The 18,127-nt window shown below is 68.6% G+C and carries 15 protein-coding genes and 4 tRNA genes; 9 read left to right on the top strand and 10 right to left on the bottom strand.

What is annotated here, in order from left to right:
- Positions 1-45 precede the first annotated feature (45 nt).
- The 4 genes from ACFTQE_RS02250 to ACFTQE_RS02265 form a co-directional block, all read right to left on the bottom strand.
- Positions 46-2,184, bottom strand: coding sequence for a 3-hydroxyacyl-CoA dehydrogenase NAD-binding domain-containing protein (locus tag ACFTQE_RS02250; RefSeq protein ID WP_376923540.1), 2,139 nt, complete (start codon positions 2,182-2,184; stop codon positions 46-48).
- Positions 2,184-3,389: a thiolase family protein gene (locus ACFTQE_RS02255; RefSeq protein ID WP_376923541.1), complete on the bottom strand. Its 1,206-nt coding sequence runs from the start codon at positions 3,387-3,389 to the stop codon at positions 2,184-2,186. Before ACFTQE_RS02255 ends, ACFTQE_RS02250 begins: the two co-directional genes overlap by 1 nt.
- Before the next feature lie 76 nt (positions 3,390-3,465).
- Positions 3,466-4,662, bottom strand: coding sequence for a ribonuclease D (locus tag ACFTQE_RS02260; RefSeq protein WP_376923542.1), 1,197 nt, complete (start codon positions 4,660-4,662; stop codon positions 3,466-3,468).
- A complete protein-coding gene (locus ACFTQE_RS02265) occupies positions 4,655-5,242 on the bottom strand; it encodes a DUF3000 domain-containing protein (RefSeq protein WP_375833453.1) in 588 nt (195 codons plus the stop codon). The genes ACFTQE_RS02260 and ACFTQE_RS02265 overlap by 8 nt, the downstream gene beginning before the upstream one ends.
- A gap of 84 nt (positions 5,243-5,326) precedes the next feature.
- Here ACFTQE_RS02265 and ACFTQE_RS02270 point away from each other — a divergent pair, with 84 nt between their 5' ends.
- On the top strand, positions 5,327-6,541 hold the full coding sequence (locus ACFTQE_RS02270; protein ID WP_376923543.1) for an alpha/beta hydrolase family protein: 1,215 nt from the start codon (positions 5,327-5,329) through the stop codon (positions 6,539-6,541).
- A 36-nt stretch (positions 6,542-6,577) separates the two neighbouring features.
- Here the strand turns inward: ACFTQE_RS02270 and ACFTQE_RS02275 are convergent, their stop codons facing one another.
- Positions 6,578-7,015, bottom strand: coding sequence for a SufE family protein (locus ACFTQE_RS02275; protein ID WP_376923544.1), 438 nt, complete (start codon positions 7,013-7,015; stop codon positions 6,578-6,580).
- 47 nt (positions 7,016-7,062) lie between these two features.
- Positions 7,063-7,962, bottom strand: a complete 900-nt coding sequence (locus ACFTQE_RS02280) for a sulfurtransferase (protein WP_376923545.1) — start codon at positions 7,960-7,962, stop codon at positions 7,063-7,065.
- Between the two features lie 152 nt (positions 7,963-8,114).
- Between ACFTQE_RS02280 and zapE the strand changes: the two genes are divergently transcribed.
- From zapE to ACFTQE_RS02295, 3 genes are all read left to right on the top strand, one after another.
- Positions 8,115-9,170 (top strand): cell division protein ZapE, encoded by a 1,056-nt coding sequence (gene zapE, locus ACFTQE_RS02285; RefSeq protein WP_375833442.1) that lies wholly within the window; start codon positions 8,115-8,117, stop codon positions 9,168-9,170.
- 197 nt (positions 9,171-9,367) lie between these two features.
- A complete protein-coding gene (locus tag ACFTQE_RS02290) occupies positions 9,368-10,630 on the top strand; it encodes an ammonium transporter (RefSeq protein WP_376923546.1) in 1,263 nt (420 codons plus the stop codon).
- Positions 10,631-10,672: 42 nt separating this feature from the next.
- Positions 10,673-11,260 (top strand): type II toxin-antitoxin system PemK/MazF family toxin, encoded by a 588-nt coding sequence (locus tag ACFTQE_RS02295; protein ID WP_376923547.1) that lies wholly within the window; start codon positions 10,673-10,675, stop codon positions 11,258-11,260.
- A 55-nt stretch (positions 11,261-11,315) separates the two neighbouring features.
- Here the strand turns inward: ACFTQE_RS02295 and ACFTQE_RS02300 are convergent, their stop codons facing one another.
- Positions 11,316-11,675: a VOC family protein gene (locus ACFTQE_RS02300; RefSeq protein ID WP_376923548.1), complete on the bottom strand. Its 360-nt coding sequence runs from the start codon at positions 11,673-11,675 to the stop codon at positions 11,316-11,318.
- 138 nt (positions 11,676-11,813) lie between these two features.
- Positions 11,814-11,886: transfer RNA gene (locus ACFTQE_RS02305), tRNA-Val, on the bottom strand.
- A 250-nt stretch (positions 11,887-12,136) separates the two neighbouring features.
- Here ACFTQE_RS02305 and ACFTQE_RS02310 point away from each other — a divergent pair.
- The 3 genes from ACFTQE_RS02310 (at position 12,137) to ACFTQE_RS02320 (ending at position 12,436) form a co-directional block, all read left to right on the top strand.
- Positions 12,137-12,208: transfer RNA gene (locus ACFTQE_RS02310), tRNA-Gly, on the top strand.
- A gap of 57 nt (positions 12,209-12,265) precedes the next feature.
- Positions 12,266-12,339: transfer RNA gene (locus tag ACFTQE_RS02315), tRNA-Cys, on the top strand.
- 25 nt (positions 12,340-12,364) lie between these two features.
- Positions 12,365-12,436 (top strand) — tRNA-Val (locus tag ACFTQE_RS02320).
- 121 nt (positions 12,437-12,557) lie between these two features.
- Here the strand turns inward: ACFTQE_RS02320 and ACFTQE_RS02325 are convergent.
- Both ACFTQE_RS02325 and ACFTQE_RS02330 read right to left on the bottom strand, forming a co-directional pair.
- Entirely contained in the window at positions 12,558-14,612 is a 2,055-nt protein-coding gene (locus ACFTQE_RS02325) for a glycosyl hydrolase family 28-related protein (protein WP_376923549.1), read from the bottom strand.
- Between the two features lie 247 nt (positions 14,613-14,859).
- On the bottom strand, positions 14,860-15,453 hold the full coding sequence (locus tag ACFTQE_RS02330) for a hypothetical protein (protein WP_376923550.1): 594 nt from the start codon (positions 15,451-15,453) through the stop codon (positions 14,860-14,862).
- Positions 15,454-15,622: 169 nt separating this feature from the next.
- Here ACFTQE_RS02330 and thrS point away from each other — a divergent pair, with 169 nt between their 5' ends.
- Together thrS and ACFTQE_RS02340 are read left to right on the top strand one after the other, a co-directional pair.
- On the top strand, positions 15,623-17,557 hold the full coding sequence (thrS, locus tag ACFTQE_RS02335; RefSeq protein WP_376923604.1) for a threonine--tRNA ligase: 1,935 nt from the start codon (positions 15,623-15,625) through the stop codon (positions 17,555-17,557).
- Positions 17,554-18,117 carry an HIT family protein gene (locus ACFTQE_RS02340; protein WP_376923551.1) on the top strand — a complete coding sequence of 188 codons (564 nt, stop codon included), beginning with the start codon at positions 17,554-17,556 and terminating at the stop codon, positions 18,115-18,117. The genes thrS and ACFTQE_RS02340 overlap by 4 nt, the downstream gene beginning before the upstream one ends.
- Positions 18,118-18,127: the final 10 nt, after the last annotated feature.

Below are 18,127 nucleotides of genomic sequence, written 5' to 3' on the forward strand. Positions count from 1 at the left end.
CCCCGGCACATGCCGGGGGCCGCTTCTGCTGAGGTTGCTTCGTGGCTACGCGCCGACACCCGTGATCGTCGGGTGGTGGAACGTGTCGCCGAAGACGCGCTCGGAGGCGCCGACCCGGTCGAGGTACGGCGTCAGGCCGCCCATCTGGAACGGGAAGCCGGCGCCGAGCACCATGCAGAGGTCGATGTCCTCTGCGGCGGCGACCACGTCGCCGTCGAGCATGAGGCGCACCTCACGGGCCAGGCCGTCCTGCAGGGCGACGAGGATCTCATCGGCCGAGCGCGGGTTCTTGCCGCCCGCGACGAGCTTCAGGGCGCCCTTGTCGAAGCCCTTGACCTTGCCCTTGTCGTCCTTGTCGAGCAGCTTGCCGTAGTCGGCGAGCTTGTGCAGGTTCTCGCTGCGGTAGAACCGCTCGGGGAACGCCGCGTGGTGCGTGTCGAGCACGTGCGCCCCGACCTTGAGGCCCACGAGGTCGAGCAGCACCGACGGGGCCATCGGCAGGCCGAGCGGAGCGATCGCCTCGTCGACGGTCTGGAACGAGGTGCCCTCGTCGACCGCCCGCATCGCCTCGCCGAGCAGCACGGCGAGGAGCCGGTTGACGACGAAGCCGGGGGTGTCGGCCGTGATGACGGCGTTCTTGCGCAGGTTCTTCGCCGTCACCATGGCGGTCGACAGCGTCGCCTCGTCGGTGTGCGGCGTCTTCACGACCTCGATCAGCGGCATGACCGCGACGGGAGTGAAGAAGTGGAAGCCCACCAGGCGCTCGGGGTGTGCGAGCTTCGCGCCGATCTGCTCGACCGACAGCGAAGACGTGTTCGTCGCGAGCACGGCCTCGGGCGAGATGAACTGCTCCACCTCGGCGAAGACGTTCTGCTTGATCTCGAGCTCCTCGAAGACCGCCTCGATGACCCAGTCGCAGTCGGCGAAGTCGGCCTTGTCGGTGGTGCCGGTGACGAGCGCCTTCAGGCGGTTCGCCTCATCGGGGGAGATGCGGCCCTTCTCGAGGAGCTTGTCGATCTCCTCGCCGATGTAGGCCACGCCCTTGTCGACGCGTGCCTGGTCGATGTCGGTGATGACCACCGGCACCCGCAGGCGGCGCACGAAGAGCAGGGCGAGCTGGCTCGCCATGTACCCGGCGCCGAGCACGCCGACCTTCGTGACCTTCTTCGCGATCGCCTTGTCGGGAGCGCCGGCGGGGCGCTTGGCCCGCTTCTGCACGAGGTTGAAGGCGTAGATCGAGGCCTGGAGCTGGTCGCCGACGATGAGCTCGGAGAGCACCTCGTCTTCACGTTCGAAGCCCTCGGCCTTCGTGCCGCTCTTGGCGGCCTTCATGAGCTCGAGCGCCGCGTACGGCGACTTCGGAACCGAGCCGATGCGGCTCTTCAGCAGCTTCGTGGCGATGGCGATCGCGGCGTCCCACTTGACGAGGCGCTCGACCTTGCCGGGCTCGTTCGGACGCTTCACCTTGATGCGGCCCGAGACGACGCCGTCGGCCCACTTGATCGAGTCCTCGAGGAACGCGACCGAGTCGAACTTCGCGTCGGCGATGCCGAGCTCCATCACGTCGTCGGCCTTCATCGTGCGGTTCTGCTTCAGCGGGTTCTCGATGACGACCTTGAGGGCGTTCTCGATGCCGATGAGGTTCGGCAGCAGGTAGGCGCCGCCCCAACCGGGGATGAGGCCGAGGAAGACCTCGGGAAGGGCGACGGCGGGCACCGAGGCATCCACCGTGCGGTAGTCGGCGTTGAGCGCGATCTCGAGGCCGCCGCCGAGTGCCAGGCCGTTGATGAACACGAACGAGGGCACACCGAGTTCGGAGGCCTTGCCGAGCGCGAAGTGGCCGAGCTGGCCCAGCTTGCGAGCGGTGTCGCGGTCGGGGATCTCGGCGACCTTGGACAGGTCGGCGCCCGCAGCGAGGATGAACGGCTTGCCCGTGATCGCCACGGCGTGGATCTCGCCGGCCGCGGCGCGCGCCTTCAACTCGTCGAGGGTCGTCGCGTACTCGAGCAGTGACACCGGACCGAGCGTGTTCGGTCGGGTGTGGTCGCGGCCGTTGTCGAGCGTGACGAGGGCGAGCGTCTTGCCACCCGAGATCGGCACATCGCGCACGAACGAGTGCGTGACGACCTCGTCGTCGGACAGGGCGGCGAGCGAGTCGAAGTCGATCTTCGTGTAGTCGGTCATCAGGCCTTCTTCGCCTTCTTGTCGTAGTTCGGGTTCTCCCAGACCATGGTTCCGCCCTGGCCGAGGCCGACGCACATGCTCGTGATGCCGTAGCGCACGTCGGGGCGCTCGGTGAACTGGCTCGCGAGCTGGTTCATGAGGCGCACGCCCGAGGAGGCGAGGGGGTGGCCGACGGCGATCGCGCCGCCCCACGGGTTGACGCGGGCGTCGTCGTCGGCGATGCCGTAGTGGTCCATGAACGAGAGCACCTGCACGGCGAACGCCTCGTTCATCTCGAAGATGCCGATGTCGTCGATCGAGAGGCCGGCCTTGCGGAGCGCCTTCTCGGTGGCAGGGATCGGGCCGATGCCCATGATCTCGGGGTCGACGCCCGCGAAGGCGTAGCTGACGAGCTTCATCTTCGGCGAGAGGCCGAACTCCTTCGCGGCGGCGCCGGAGGCGAGGATCGCGGCGGTCGCGCCGTCGTTCAGGCCCGAGGCGTTTCCGGCCGTGATGCGGCCGTGCGGGCGGAACGGCGTCTTCAGGGCGGCCAGGCCCTCGAGCGTCGTCTCGGGGCGCATGACCTCGTCACGCGTCGCGAGGCCCCAGCCCTGCTCCGTGCGGATGGCGACCGGCACCAGGTCCTGCTGGATCTTGCCCGCGGCGTACGCCGCCGCCGTCTTCTGCTGGCTCGCGAGGGCGAAGCGGTCGCTGCGCTCCTTCGTGAGCTGCGGGAACCGGTCGTGGATGCGCTCGGCGGTCGCGCCCATGACGAGGGCGTCTTCGCCGACGAGGCGCTCGCTGAGGAATCGCGGGTTGGGGTCGACGCCCGAGCCCATGGGGTGGTGGCCCATGTGCTCGACGCCGCCGGCGATGGCGATGTCGTACATGCCGAAGCCGATCGAGCCCGACATCATCGCGGCGGCCGTCATGGCGCCCGCGCACATGCGGTCGATCGAGAAGCCCGGCACGGTCTTCGGGAGTCCGGCGAGGATCGCGGCCGTGCGGCCGAGGGTCAGGCCCTGGTCGCCGGTCTGGGTCGTCGCGGCGATGGCGACGTCGTCGATGCGGTCCTTCGGGATGTTCGGGTTGCGCTCGAGGAGTCCGACGATCGCCTTCACGACGAGGTCATCGGCACGGGTGTTCCAGTACATTCCCTTGTCGCCGGCCTTGCCGAACGGGGTGCGGACCCCGTCGACGAATACGACTTCAGCTTGATCAGCCACGCTGCAGCTCACTTTCGGTCAGGATGCTTCGATCCTACGAACGCCGCTGAGGGGGCGCTGAATCGCTTGACGGAATCTACGAAGCGTCGGAGGTGGCGTCCTCGACCGATTGTGCCGCCTCGACAAATGCATCGGCGATTCTCTGTGAGGTTGCGGCAACCTGCCACCGGCGAGCCCCGAGCTTCAGCAGTGCCTCGCCGATCGCGTCGGCCGTGGCGTCTGCAGGAGGCGTCCATGCCACACGGCGCAGGTGGTCGGGGGTGAGGAGGTTCTCGACGGGCATGTTCATCTGCTCGGCGACCTCGGTCACCGCCGCCTTCGCGAGCCGGAGGCGCGCATCGGCCTCGGGGTGCCTGGCGGCCCACGCACGCGGCGGGGGAGGCGCGTCGCTCGGCACCCGCACCTGCGGGAGGTCGGTCGTCGCGAGCCCGCGCTCGACGGCGCCCCACCAGCGGTCGAGCTCGGTGCGGCTCGCGCGGCCGTTGAACTCGCGGAGGTCGGCGAGGGCGCGCCGGGTCGACGGCAGCGTACGGGCGACGGCGAGGAGCGAGGCATCCGGAACCAGGCGACCGGGCGCGACGTCGAGCTCGGTCGCGAGCTCGTCGCGCGACAGCCAGAGCTCCCGGGCCACGGCGAGGTTGCGAGGGCTCCGCATGGCGTGGATGCCGGAGAGACGGCGCCACGGCTCGGCCGCCGGCGGCTTCGCGGCGCGGTGCAGCACGGCGTCGAACTCCTCTGCCGCGAGCTCGGCCTTGTCGTCCTCCTCGAGGCGCGCGCCGAGTCGCTCGCGCACGTCGACGAGGAGTTCAACGTCGAGTGCCGCGTACTTCAGCCAGGACTGCGGCAGGGGACGCGTCGACCAGTCGGAGGCCGAGTGCTCCTTGGCGAGCTTGATGTCGAGGAGCTCCTCGACGACCGACGCCAGACCGACGCGCGGCATGCCGAGGAGGCGCGCGGCGAGTTCGGTGTCGAAGATGCGCTCGGGGTCGAGGCCGACCTCGCGGAGGCACGCCAGGTCCTGGCTCGCCGCGTGCAGCACCCACTCCTCGGAACCGATCGCGTTCTGGAGTGCCGAGAAGTCGGGGATCTGCGGCGGATCGAAGAGGAAGGTCCCCGAGCCGCGCCGGAACATCTGGATCAGATAGGCCCGCTGCGAGTAGCGGAAACCGCTCGCCCGTTCGGCGTCGACTGCGATCGGCCCCTCGCCGTCGAGAAGCCGCCTCACCGCCTCATCGAAGGCGGCGGGGGTCTCGATCACCTGGAATTCATCCACGGTTCGTCCTCCGACGGGGCAGGGGAGTCACCCCTTCTGATCGGGGCGGCAGTCCTGCGAGCATGCACAACAACTCAGCCCAGCCTTCCACATGCGGGCCGATGGCCGAATCGAGGGGGGTCCATGACGCTCGCAGTTCGATCTGCGCGCCATCGCCCTGGCGGGCGAGCTCCCCGAAGCCGGTGGAGAGGATCTTCGTGGCAGTACCAGATGCGGCGATGTAGCGCGCGCCGCGAGCGTCGAGGGCGTCGACGAGCCACGACCAGGCGACGTCGGCGAGGAACGGGTCGAGGCCGATGTCGGTCTCGAGGGGGGCCTGCGCGAAGCAGACGATGCGGAAGCGGCCGCCCCATGCCTCGGGCTCGCTCTCGTCGTGCAGCAGCACGAATCGGCCGGTGCCGAGTTCGGAGTCGTCGTGGCGGCTCGGTGAGACGTCGGCCGAGAGCGCGACCGCGTTCGGCGCGAGGGATCCCGGAGCCGGAATCTCCGAGATGCGCAGCTCCGTTCTGGGGGAGGCGGCCCTCAGCGATGCGAGGGCGGCCTCGAACTCGGGTGGAAGCGGAGGCGCTGAGTCGGGCACGAGTGCAGACTAGAGTCTCGGATACGGGGGACGTCGGCGGCACGCCGCGCCACCGGCACACGGTGACTGCTTCGAGAGGAAACGATGCGTCGAAAGCGCGGTGCAGGTGCCACGATGGCGATCGCGGCCGGCGCCGTGGGGCTCATCGCCGTGACGATCGGGGCGGCGACCGCGGCCACCGCGGTGTTCTTCGCCCGGAAGGTGGTGACGCCGCCCGAGAAGCGCGAGGAAGACGTGCGCATCACGCGCGTCGATCTCGCGGCGGGCGAGATCACACTGCTCGGCTCGGAGGAGACGCGCATGCGCGGCCGCTACGGGCTCTGGTTCGACCACGACGCCGGTCATGCCAGGATCGGCGACGTCATCGACGACGGCGGCCGCGAGGTGCGGCGCGGCATCGAGTCCGTCGACTTCGGTCGACTCGACCGGGCGACCCGCGGTCGCGTCAACGGCTGGTACCACCTCGGCCCGTGGGAGCTCGAGATGCCCTACGAGAACGTCGTCGTCGAGACCGAGCTCGGCCCGGCACCGGCCTGGCTCGTCATGGCGGCGGATGACTCGGCGCGATGGGTGATCCAGGTGCACGGCCGTGGGGCGAAACGGCCAGAGGCCCTGCGCGCGGTCCCGCCCGCATACGACGCCGGCTGGAACTCCCTCCTCGTGTCGTACCGCAACGACGGCGAGGCGCCCGAGAGCGAAGACCGCAAGTACGGCCTCGGCGGCACCGAGTGGGCCGACGTGGTCGCCGCCACCCGGTTCGCCGTCGAGCACGGCGCCGAGGAGATCGTGCTCATGGGCTGGTCGATGGGCGGCGCCATCTCGCTGCAGGCCGTGCTGCGGTCCGAAGAGGTGCGCGAACGACTCGTCGGCGTGATCCTCGACTCGCCCGCGATCGACTGGGCCGACATCCTCCGCTTCCAGGGGCAGTTGAACAATCTGCCGCCCGAGCTGGGCGACCTCGTCGTGCGTGTGCTCGGGGGGCCGTTCGGCAGCGGACTCACGGGCATCGGCGCGCCCATCGACGTCGAGGAGCTCGATCCGATCGCGCGGGCCGACGAGTTCGACGTGCCAATGCTGCTCATGCACAGCGTCGACGACGGCTTCGTGCCGATCGACGGGTCGCGCCGCTTCGCGGGAGCGAGGCCCGACCTCATCGAGTTCGAGGTGTTCGAGGGGGCGCGCCACACGAAGCTCTGGAACGCCGAGCCCGAGCGGTGGACGAGCCTCGTGCGGTCCTGGCTCGAACGCCGCAACGAGAGTGCGGCCCAGCTCGGCGATGAGGCCGAGATCGTCGGTTGAGGTCGGTCGACGTCGATCGATCGGCGCGCGGCCGTCTTAAGCGGCGATGCGCTCGCGGACCTGCCGCTTGATGCGGCCGAGCATGCCGGTCATGCCTCGAACGCGGAGCGGGGAGACGGCCTCGCCGAGACCGAGCGACTGCGGGTAGTCGGCGGGTACGTCGAGCACCTCGTCGGCGGTCAGCCCGTCGAGCCCCTGCACGAGGATCGAGGCGAAGCCGCGAGTGGTCGGCGACTCGGCGGGTGCCGTGGCGTGCAGGTGGACCCGGCCGCCTTCGACCTCGACGAAGATGAACACCGGTGACTGGCACTCCTCGACGCGCTCGAACAGGTCGGGGTGGTCGGCATAGCGCTCGGGCAGCTCGGGCAGTTCGTTCGAGAACTCGAGCAGCAGTTGCAGGCGGTCGCGCACGCCGAGGGCGAGGAAGTCGTCGCGGGTCTCGGCGAGTCGTGCGGGCAGGGTTGTCGCGTTCATCGGGATCCATTCTCCCATGCCGTTCGGCGACCCCGCCCGTCGTGGCGTCAGCGGGTGGGCGCCTCGCCGCGGGCGTCGCCGGTGACGATCGGCACGCGCACGGCGCTGCCCCACTCGGTCCACGAGCCGTCGTAGTTGCGCACCTTCTCGAAGCCGAGCAGGTGGTTCAGCACGAACCACGTGTGGCTCGAGCGTTCGCCGATGCGGCAGTACGCGATGATGTCGTCGCCGTCGGCGAGGCCGACCTCGTCGCGGTAGATCGCGTCGAGCTCAGCGCGCGACTTGAAGGTGCCGTCGGAGGCGGCGGCACGCGCCCAGGGCACGGATGCCGCGGTCGGGATGTGACCGGCGCGGAGGGCGCCCTCCTCGGGGTAGGCGGGGGCGGTCGTGCGCTCTCCGCTGTACTCCTCGGGGGAACGCACGTCGACGAGCGGATTGCCGAAGTGGGCCAGCACGTCGTCCTTGTACGCGCGGACGACGCTGTCGTCGCGCTCGACGACGGGGTACTCGACGGGCGTCACCTCGGGAGCCGCCGTCGTGAGCTCGCGGCCCTCGGCGATCCAGAGGTCGCGGCCGCCGTCGAGGAGGCGCACGTCCTCGTGGCCGAAGAGGGTGAAGACCCAGAGGGCGTAGGCGGCCCACCAGTTGTTCTTGTCGCCGTAGATCACGACGGTCGTGTCGCGGGCGATGCCCTTCGAACCGGCGAGGGCAGCGAACTGCTCGCCGTCGACGTAGTCGCGCACGACGGGGTCGTTGAGGTCGAGGTGCCAGTCGATCTTGACGGCGCCCGGGATGTGCCCGGTCTCGTAGAGCAGCACGTCCTCATCGGATTCGACGACGACCAGCCCCGGTTCGCCGAGGTGCTCGGCGAGCCATTCGGTGGTGACGAGACGCTCGGGGTGCGCGTACTCGGCAAGCTTCGCTGCGGCGTCGAACTCGGCGGACATGGGGTACCTCCTGGGATCGCCTGGTCGGGCGGGGTGTTCGGGGGAGCGGACTAGGCTGATCACCTGTCCACCACGAATCTACGCGGCGTACGGGGCGAAGTCACAAGCCCTGTCATCCGATGCAACAGATGCACACCGGGAGCTCCTCCAGCATGACCACGGCATCGAGCCAGCCACTCATCCGTCTCGTCGAGAGGAACCCGTCGATCTCCGGCGCCGAGATCGCCGCCGAGCTCTCCCCGCCGCCGCAGTTCGAGCACGCGTCGTTCGAGTCGTACCGGCCCGACCCCGACTTCCCGTCGCAGCAGGCCGCGCTCGACCGACTGAAGGAGTTCGCCGGCGCCTGGCGTGCGGCGCAGCGCCCCGGGGGATTCTTCTCCCGCAAGCGCCCTGCGCGCATCGAACTGCCGGGCGTCTACCTCGACGGCGGGTTCGGCGTCGGCAAGACCCACCTGCTCGCCGCGCTCTGGCACGTCGCGCACGGCCCGAAGTACTTCGGCACCTTCATCGAGTACACGGCCCTCGTCGGCGCCCTCGGCTACCAGCCCGCCGTCGAGCTGCTGCGGGGCGCGAAGCTCGTCTGCATCGACGAGTTCGAGCTCGACGACCCGGGCGACACGATGCTCATGACGCGGTTCCTCGGTGAGCTCATGGCGGGCGGCACCCGGGTCGCCGCGACATCCAACACACCGCCGAACGCGCTCGGCGAGGGCCGGTTCGCCGCCTCCGACTTCCTCCGCGAGATCCACGCGCTCTCATCGAACTTCGAGACCCTCCGCATCGACGGGCTCGACTACCGTCGCCGCGACACCGAGGGTCACGCCGAATCCCTCGCGGGCGACGCCGATGTCGCGCGCACGGCGGCAGCCCTCGCCGAACGCGGTCACCGCGTCTCCCTCGACGGCTTCGACGATCTCATCGCGCACCTCGCGACCGTGCACCCCTCGAAGTACGTCAAGCTCGTCACGGGGCTCGAGTTCATCGCCCTCGAGGGCGTGCACGAGCTCACCGACCAGAACGCGGCGCTGCGGCTCGTCGCCTTCATCGACCGCGTCTACGACGCCGAGGTGCCGATCATCGCGAGCGGCCTGCCGCTCGACGAGGTCTTCGCCGCCGACATGATGTCGGGCGGCTATCGCAAGAAGTACCTCCGGGCGATGTCGCGCATGATCGCGCTCACGACCGGTGAGCTCCCGCCGCACGACTGAACGCGGCGCAGGTTCGCGCTCGCGCGTTCCCGCGCGCGCGTGATTCACATCGCTTCACCGGCGCTGCGAAACGTGCTGTTTACCTGCGGCCTCCGCACGTAACAGACGCGAAACAGTAGACGGTCCCGCTCGAAACGTCCTCTCGTGAAACTTGGCGACACAGGTTCCCCCGCCTGTATTCCTGAGAGAGGTTCGAGATGGATCAAGGCAACACCGCGTTCCTGTTGATCATGGCGGCCCTGGTGCTGCTCATGACCCCCGGACTCGCGTTCTTCTACGGCGGACTCGTCAAGGCGAAGAGCGTCATCAGCATGATGATGATGAGCTTCGGTGCGATCGGCCTCATCGGCGTCCTGTGGGTGCTGTACGGCTACGCGATCGCGTTCCCCGGTGCCGAGGGGCTCGTCGCCCCGTGGTCCATCGACTGGTCGGCGATCGGCCTGACGAGCCTGCTCGAGACGCCCGAGGGCGCCGCATACCCGCCGCTCGCGTTCGTGGCCTTCCAGGCCACCTTCGCGATCATCACGGTCGCGCTCATCTCCGGAGCGATCGCCGACCGCGCCAAGTTCGGCGCGTGGATGGTCTTCGCCGCGATCTGGGCGACGATCGTCTACTTCCCGGTCGCCAGCTGGGTCTTCAACTTCGGCCTCGCCGACGACGGCTCGTTCGCCTACGGCGGCTGGACCACGTTCGGCATGCAGGAGGCCTTCGGTGTCGGCGTCATCGACTTCGCCGGCGGCACCGCGGTGCACATCAACGCCGGTGCAGCAGCCCTCGCCCTGGCGCTCGTGCTCGGCAAGCGCGTCGGCTTCTCGAAGGGCGCCCACGTTCCGCACAACCCGCCGTTCGTGCTCCTCGGCGCCGGGCTCCTCTGGTTCGGCTGGTTCGGCTTCAACTCCGGCTCTGAGCTCGCCGCCGACGGCACGGCCGCCCTCGCCTGGGTCAACACGCTCGCAGCTCCGGCGGCTGCACTGCTCGCCTGGCTCCTGGTCGAGAAGATCAAGGACGGCAAGCCCACGTCGGTGGGCGCGGCATCCGGTGCAGTGGCCGGTCTCGTGGCGATCACTCCGGCGTGCGCGTCGCTCACGCCCGGCTGGGCGATCGTGCTCGGCCTCATCGCGGGCGCGGTCTGCGCTCTCGCCATCGACCTGAAGTTCAAGTTCGGCTTTGACGACTCGCTCGACGTCGTGGGCATCCACCTCGTCGGCGGCCTCATCGGAACGCTGTACCTCGGCTTCTTCGCCAACGGCACCGGCCTCATCTACAGCGGCGACCCCACGCAGCTGATGGTGCAGGCGATCGCGGCCTTCACGGTGCTCGCCTACTCGTTCGTGCTCGCCTTCGTCATCGGCTTCATCGTCGACAAGACGATGGGCTTCCGAGTGACGAATGAAGACGAGATCGCGGGCGTCGACACCGTGCTCCACGGCGAGGACGCGTACAAGCTCGAGACCGTCTGAGCCTGACGGATCACCGCGAGGGCGGTGGGGTAGTGTGCCGGTGTGTCAGACACCAATCGCTTCCTCACCGCCCTCGTCCGTGTCGTCGGGGCGCTGCTCGGGTCGGGGGCCTCGAGGTCGTCGGTCGGCCAGTCAGGCGCCCAGGCGGGGGGTACGGCGCGAACAGCGGATGCCCGCGAGCGGTCGTCGACCTCGACCGACACGCTGTCTCCGGGGCGGGCGGGGGAGTCCGCCACGATCGAGGTCGACCCGCGGCGGTTGCGCGGCGTCGAGCTGGGTTACGCGCCGTCGCGCGACGGCGAGCCCGATCCGGGCGAGGTCGTATGGACCTGGGTGCCGTACGAGGAGAACGACGGGCGCGGCAAGGATCGGCCGGTCGTCGTGGTCGCGGCATCCGGTGCCGGTGACTACCTGGCGGTGCAGCTGACCAGCAAGGCGCACGACGGCGATCGCGACTTCGTGTCGCTCGGCTCCGGGGCGTGGGACGGCGAGGGGCGGCCGAGCTGGGCGCGACTCGACCGGGTCTTCCGAGTGCGCGCGGGCGGCATGCGCCGCGAGGCGGCGTCGCTCGACGCCGAGCGCTACGGCCGCGTGGCTGCCGCGCTCGACGCGCGGTACGGCTGGCGCTGACGCGTTCGCGAACGCGCTCGCGCCGAGTGCCCGTCGGTACTCGGCGGCGCTCGTCTCAGGCGCGTGGCGGTCGGTGCAGCCCGAACGGCGAACCCTGGTCGTCACGGCAGAGGCGGAACTCGCCGAACGTGGCTGCCGTCTCCTCGTCGTCACCGCCGGGGAGGGAATCGATCGTGCCCCCGAGTCGTTCGACGACGGCGACCGCCGCATCGAGGTCCTCGACCCTGAAGAAGACATAGGGCGCGGCGCCCGGGTCGCCGCCGTGGACGCCCGCGGGGACGCCGGCCCCGGAGACGGCGTATCCGTCGCCGCCCGGCCCCGATTCGAACGACCAGCCGAAGAGCTTGCCGTAGAAGCTGCGTGCCGTCATGGCATCCGCAGACCCGAACTCGATGAACGACACTTCGCCTGACATGGTTCCCCCTCGCCTCGACGCGTGGACACGGCACACGGCACACGGTAGTCGGCGGCGGGAGTGGCCACAACGGGTTGACCCCGTGACCGGTGACGTTCCTGGAAACGAAGAAAGCCCCCTGTGGAGAGGGGGCTTTCGTGGGCGATGCCGGGCTCGAACCGACGACCTCTTCCGTGTGAAGGAAGCGCGCTACCAGCTGCGCCAATCGCCCATGTGGGATTCGCGAGTCACACGAGGTGACCGCGGACTCGATACTAGCCGACCGCACGGGGTGAATGCACATCGAGCGAACGCGGGTCGGTCGGAGAGCGCCCGTGGGAGCCCCGAACCCCCTCGACACGCCCGGGATGCGGGGGCGGATTCGGCCCGTGATCAGCGCGAATCCGCTGCCCGACCCCGTCAGTTTGTGAATCGTTCAGGGAATCAGTTAGAGTCTTCATGCACGCAGAAATGCGAGCAACGCGGATGTGGCGCAGTGGTAGCGCATCACCTTGCCAAGGTGAGGGTCGCGAGTTCGAATCTCGTCATCCGCTCTGATCAGGATGGGGCGAAAGCCCCATTCCTGTTCTTTTGGTGGTGAACCCAGACACGGTGGATTGGCCGAGAGGCGAGGCAGCGGCCTGCAAAGCCGTATACACGGGTTCGAATCCCGTATCCACCTCCAAGCTGAGAACTTCCATTCTCGACTTGGGCGATTGGCGCAGCGGTAGCGCGCTTCCCTGACACGGAAGAGGTCACTGGTTCGATCCCAGTATCGCCCACACAGAAGCCCCCGGTTCGCCGGGGGCTTTTTTCGTGCCCGCCGGGCTTCGCCGGCGAACGAAGTACCCGGCCCGGTGGAGCACACCGGGCCGGGCAGACGTCAGCTTCACGTCCCGAAGGTCACCACGGCGACGGCGCCGGCGGTGCGACCACGGGAGGGCGGTCGTCGCACGTGATCGTGTTCGGCAGTTCCCACGGAGCGAGCCAGGGGCCCGTGGTGTTCACTCCGCTCGAGTCGTTCCCGCCGAGGTCGACGATCGAGAATTCGGAACCGGTGGATGGGAAGTTGAACGACCCGCAGTTGTTCACCCCGACGGCGCCCACGTTGCGGGCATCGACGTTCTCGAAGCTCGCAGAGCCCGCCACCCTGGCGCTCAGCACCGACGTGCCGGTGCCGTCGATTCGAGTGTCGGCGAAGTGCACGCCGTCGATCCGGTAGAGATCCTTCACCGGCCAGTCGGCGACGAGCATGATCGCGTTGTAGGTGCTGTCGAGGAAGTGATTGCCCACCACCTGGATGTCGGCTTCGATCGACTGGTCGAGCGCGTAGAGCCAGATGGCTCCGAGTCCGATGTTCCAGTTCAGCTCGTACGTTCCGGCTCGCACGGTGGTGTTGTCGGTGATCCACAGATGACCGGTGAACGCCTCGGCGCCGAAGCGCGAGCCGATGTGGATGCCGCTGCCCTCGCGGATCGGATCCGCGACGAGGTTGTTCGACACGGTGTTGTCGGTGCCGCCGTAGATGGCGATGCCGTTGGCGAGGGTCGGCGTCTGCACGGTGTTGCGATCGAAGGTGTTGCCGCTGTTCCCGGAATTCTCCGACCACATGGCGAGGCCGTCGTCTCCCGTGTTGCGGACGAAGTTGTTCGTCACGGTCGAGTCCGTCACCCCGGTGTGGAAGTTCAGCGCGTCGGCGATCTGGTCGACGATGATGTTGTCCTTCACGGTGAGGCCGTTCATCGGCCCGTCGAACCACATGCCGACCTTCGTGTGCCGGATGTAGAGCCCCTCGATCGTGGAGTCGCTCATCGCGCCGCCGATGCCGTTCACCTGGTCGGTGTCGATGCGCTCGCGCACGTCGCCCTCGATGGCGAAGCCGGAGAGGTGCACGTTGGAGCTGCCGCCTGCCGCGGCATCCTTGCCGTAGAAGCCGACACCGGTGTGCACGGAGCCGTCGGGTGCCGGCTCGGCGAGCGCGACCTCCCGGCCCGTGATCGTCGTGTACCAGCTACCGGCCCCCTCGATCGTGACGTCGTCGACGATGATGTGCCGCTCGACACGGAACGTGCCCGGCGGCACGTAGACGGGCAGGTCGTGCTTCTGTGCGAACGCGATCGCGCGATCGAACGCCTTCGCGGAATCGCGACGACCGAACGGGTCCGCGCCGAACAGCAGTACGTTCGCCGCCTTCACGCGCACGTGCGGCCGCGCGACCTGCTCGGTGTCGATGAGGTCGATCGTCGTCGACGCGGCGTTGGTGCCTGCGGGAGCGGTGAGTCGGATGACGTCGCCCGCGCGGTAGGTCTTGCCGAGATGCATCCGCTGCTCGTCGTAGAAGTGCATCGGACGGAACGGCTTCGCGACCTCGAATCCGTCGCCGGGCACGCAGCCGCACTCGGTGATCCACCAGTCGGGATGCAGGAGGCCGGCGTTCGGGTCGTTCGTGAACGGGTACTGGTTGTACAGCCATGCGTACTCGGAAGTGAGGGTCATGGTGCGCTTGTGGCCGCCGTTGACGGTGATGTCGAGTGGAGCCCGGATGCCGCCGCCGTTCGGTGCGTCGGGGATGCTGTAGCGCACGGTGACGGCATTCGCGGCCGCCGGGAGCGTGAACTCGACGTACTGACCCGGTGCGAGCTGCACCGCACTCCGTCCCGAGGCCTCTGCCGGCAGGGTGTACGCGGCCCGACCCGGCCCGATGACCGTGCCGTTGTGGGTCGCCGACTCCGCCTCCTGTTCGAGGAACGCGACGGATGCTCCTCGACCCTCGACGAGCGCCGGGTCGAGCGCCGCGCGCGTCACGACCGGCGTCGGCGACGTGTTCGGCGCGGCAGTCGCTGCGAGGGGCCCGCCTGCGACCGCGCCGAGCGTCAGCACGCCGGTGAGGATGATCGCGAGGCGTGCGGATCGCGAGGCGCGCCGCAACGGTGGGAAGGGGATCGTGCTGCGCGTCATCGTCGACTCGTCTCCTCGTGGTGGGTGCGCGTCATCGGGCACCGGGGCGGGCGAGGTGCCCGCCGGGTGAGCCGACTGTACGGCGCGGTCGAACCGGGCCACAAGGTCGTGCGAGGGAATGTCGATGAAAAGTCGAGTTCTTGCGGAACGACGCGGAAGCGAGTGAAAGTCCGGTCGCGTCCTGACGCGAACTTTCACGGATCGCGCAAGTCGGGCCGCGAGCCGGGCCGCGACGCCGACCCGGAGCTCACCCGGTCTGCTCGAACACGAGCGGGGGATAGGTGATGCGGGTCGTGTACCAGGCCCACGACTCGCCCGCCGTCTGTTCGATGGCGGCCCAGCCGCCGTATGCGGGCAGGTTCTTCAGGGTGAGGCTCACGGTCTGCTTTCCGTTCACGCTCCTGGGTCCTGCGCCGACGACCGTTCCGGATGCCGCGTAGCCGCTCGCGGTCAGCGTCACCGGGGCGCCGGACTCCACCGAGAAAGTGCAGACGTAGGTGCCCACGCCGGTGATGCCGTAGGCGGCGGGTTCGAAGTGGATGGAGACCGCGGGGTTGCGTGAGGGCGACTCGCGGCGATCGAACCCGGCGTACGGCGTCACGGCATCGGTCTGCATGATCGTCGGGCGGATCAGGGTGAGGTTCGTGCGCCCCTTGCCGACGGTGTGCACGGGGGAGAGGAAGTCGATCGGAGCCCAGAAGATCGGGCCGAGCACGAGTTCGCCGAGCCGGTACTTCTCGGCCCACTGCTCGAGGCGGATGTCCGGCTCGAAGTCGGCGAACTCGACGACACGCTCGTCGAACTCGCTGCGAGAGCCCAGTTCTTTCGATGTCTCATACATGAGCAAAACTCTAGAACGATGAGGCGCGGGCTGTCTCAGGGGCAGCACCGAGGTGCCGAGCGGGCGCGCTCGCGGCGACTACAGTTGAAGGGTTCTGTAGACCGATTTCAAGGAGTGGATCCAGGTGGCCGACGGCTTCGAGCTCTTCACCGACCGTTCCGTTGTCGCAATGCGCGTCAACGGCGAGCTCAAGGACCTCGCCACGACGGTCACGGAGGCCGACGTGGTCGAACCCGTCACGATCGACTCGCCCGACGGACTGAACATCCTGCGCCACTCGGCGGCGCACGTGCTCGCGCAGGCGGTGCAGACGGTGAACCCCGAGGCGAAGCTCGGCATCGGCCCGCCCGTCACCGACGGCTTCTACTACGACTTCGACGTCGCCGAGCCGTTCACTCCCGAAGACCTCAAGGCGCTCGACAAGGAGATGTCCCGGATCATCCGTGCCGGCCAGCGCTTCATGCGCCGGGTCGTCACCGACGACGAGGCGCGCGCGGAGCTCGCGAACGAGCCGTACAAGCTCGAGCTGATCGGCCTCAAGGGTTCGGCGTCGACGGGCGGCGACAACGAGAACGTCGAGGTCGGTGCCGGCGAGCTCACGATCTACGACAACGTCGACCCGAAGACCGGTGAGACCGTCTGGAAGGACCTCTGCCGCGGTCCGCACCTGCCGAACACCCGCATGATCGGCAACGGCTGGTCGCTCACCCGCATCGCCGCGGCCTACTGGCGCGGTTCGGAGAAGAACCCCCAGCTCCAGCGCATCTACGGCACCGCATGGCCGACGAAAGACGAACTGCGCGCGTACCAGCACCGACTCGAAGAGGCCGCGCGTCGCGACCACCGCAAGCTCGGCCGCGACCTCGACCTGTTCAGCTTCCCCGAGGAGATCGGCTCCGGCCTCTCGGTGTGGCACCCGCGCGGCGGCGTCGTCCGCATGGAGATGGAGCAGCACGCGCGTCGTCGTCACATCGAGGGCGGCTACACCTACGTGTACACGCCGCACATCTCGAAGGAGGACCTGTTCCTCACCTCGAACCACCTCGTGACGTACAAAGAGGGAATGTTCCCGCCCATCGTGATGGACGAGGAGCGCGACGCCGAGGGCAATATCACCAAGCAGGGCCAGGACTACTACCTGAAGCCGATGAACTGCCCGATGCACATCCTCATCTACAAGGAGCGCGGTCGCAGCTACCGCGACCTGCCGATGCGGCTGGCAGAGAACGGCACCGTCTATCGCAACGAGCTCTCGGGTGCCCTGCACGGCCTCACCCGCGTGCGCGGCTTCACGCAGGACGACTCGCACCTCTTCGTCACCCCCGACCAGCTCGAGGAGGAGGCGACCAAGGTCATCGAGTTCGTCATCTCGATGCTGCGCGACTTCGGTCTCGACGACTTCGAGCTCGAGCTGTCGATGCGCGATGACGAGAAGGACAAGTGGATCGGCTCCGACGAGTTCTGGGAGTACTCGACGAACGCGCTCCGCAACGTCGCCCGGTCGAGCGGACTGAAGCTGACCGAGATGCCCGGCGAGGCCGCGTTCTACGGGCCGAAGATCGACCTCAAGACCCGTGACGCGATCGGCCGCACCTGGCAGCTCTCGACGGTGCAGGTCGACCCGAACCTGCCCGAGCGCTTCGGACTCGAGTTCACCGACAGCGACGGCCAGAAGAAGCGGCCGATCATGATCCACCGGGCGCTGTTCGGTTCGATCGAGCGGTTCTTCGCGATCCTGCTCGAGCACTACGCGGGCGCGTTCCCGGTATGGCTCGCTCCCGTGCAGGTCGTCGGCATTCCCGTCGCCGATGACTTCGCGCCCTACCTCGGTGCGATCATCGAGCAGCTGAGGGGCGCCGGCGTTCGCGCCGAGCTCGACGTGAGCGACGACCGCATGCAGAAGAAGATCCGCACGCACACCACCCAGAAGGTGCCGATCCAGCTCATTGCCGGCGACAGCGACCGCTCGGCTGAGACGGTCAGCTTCCGCTTCCGCGACGGCACCCAGGAGAATGGCGTCGCGATCGCCGAGGCGGTCGAGCGCATCAAGCAGGTCATCGAGGAGCGTCGCCAGGTCGTCACTCGCGACGACCTGTTCGCATGAGCGCGTACCAGCCCGACGAGTTCGAGGGCGTGCAGACCGATGCCGCGGCCGACCTGGCCGGAGTGCCCGACGCGTTCCAGCGCCTCTGGACGCCGCACCGGCTGGTGTACATCCAGCACGGCCAGCAGCCCGACGAGCACACGTGCCCGTTCTGCCGCGCCCCCGAGATGACCGATGAGCAGTCGCTCATCGTCGCACGCGGAACGCACGCGTACGTGCTGCTGAACCTCTACCCGTACAACAGCGGGCACCTGCTGGTCTGCCCGTACCGCCACGTCGCGACGTACGACGAGGCGACGCCCGAAGAGGTCGCCGAGATCGGCGAGCTCACGCAGATCGCGATGCGCGTCGTCAAGCAGGTGTCGAAGTGCGACGGGTTCAACATCGGCATGAACCAGGGCCGCATCGCGGGCGCGGGCATCGCCGAGCACCTGCACCAGCACATCGTGCCGCGCTGGGCGCTCGACTCGAACTTCTTCCCGATCATCGCCGGCACGAAGGCGCTGCCGCGCCTGCTCGGCGAGGTGCGTCAGGAGATCGCCGAGGCGTGGCCAGTCTGAGCGCTCGTTG

The organism is Agromyces sp. NPDC056965 (assembly GCF_042673425.1).
Classification (GTDB): Bacteria; Actinomycetota; Actinomycetes; order Actinomycetales; family Microbacteriaceae; genus Agromyces.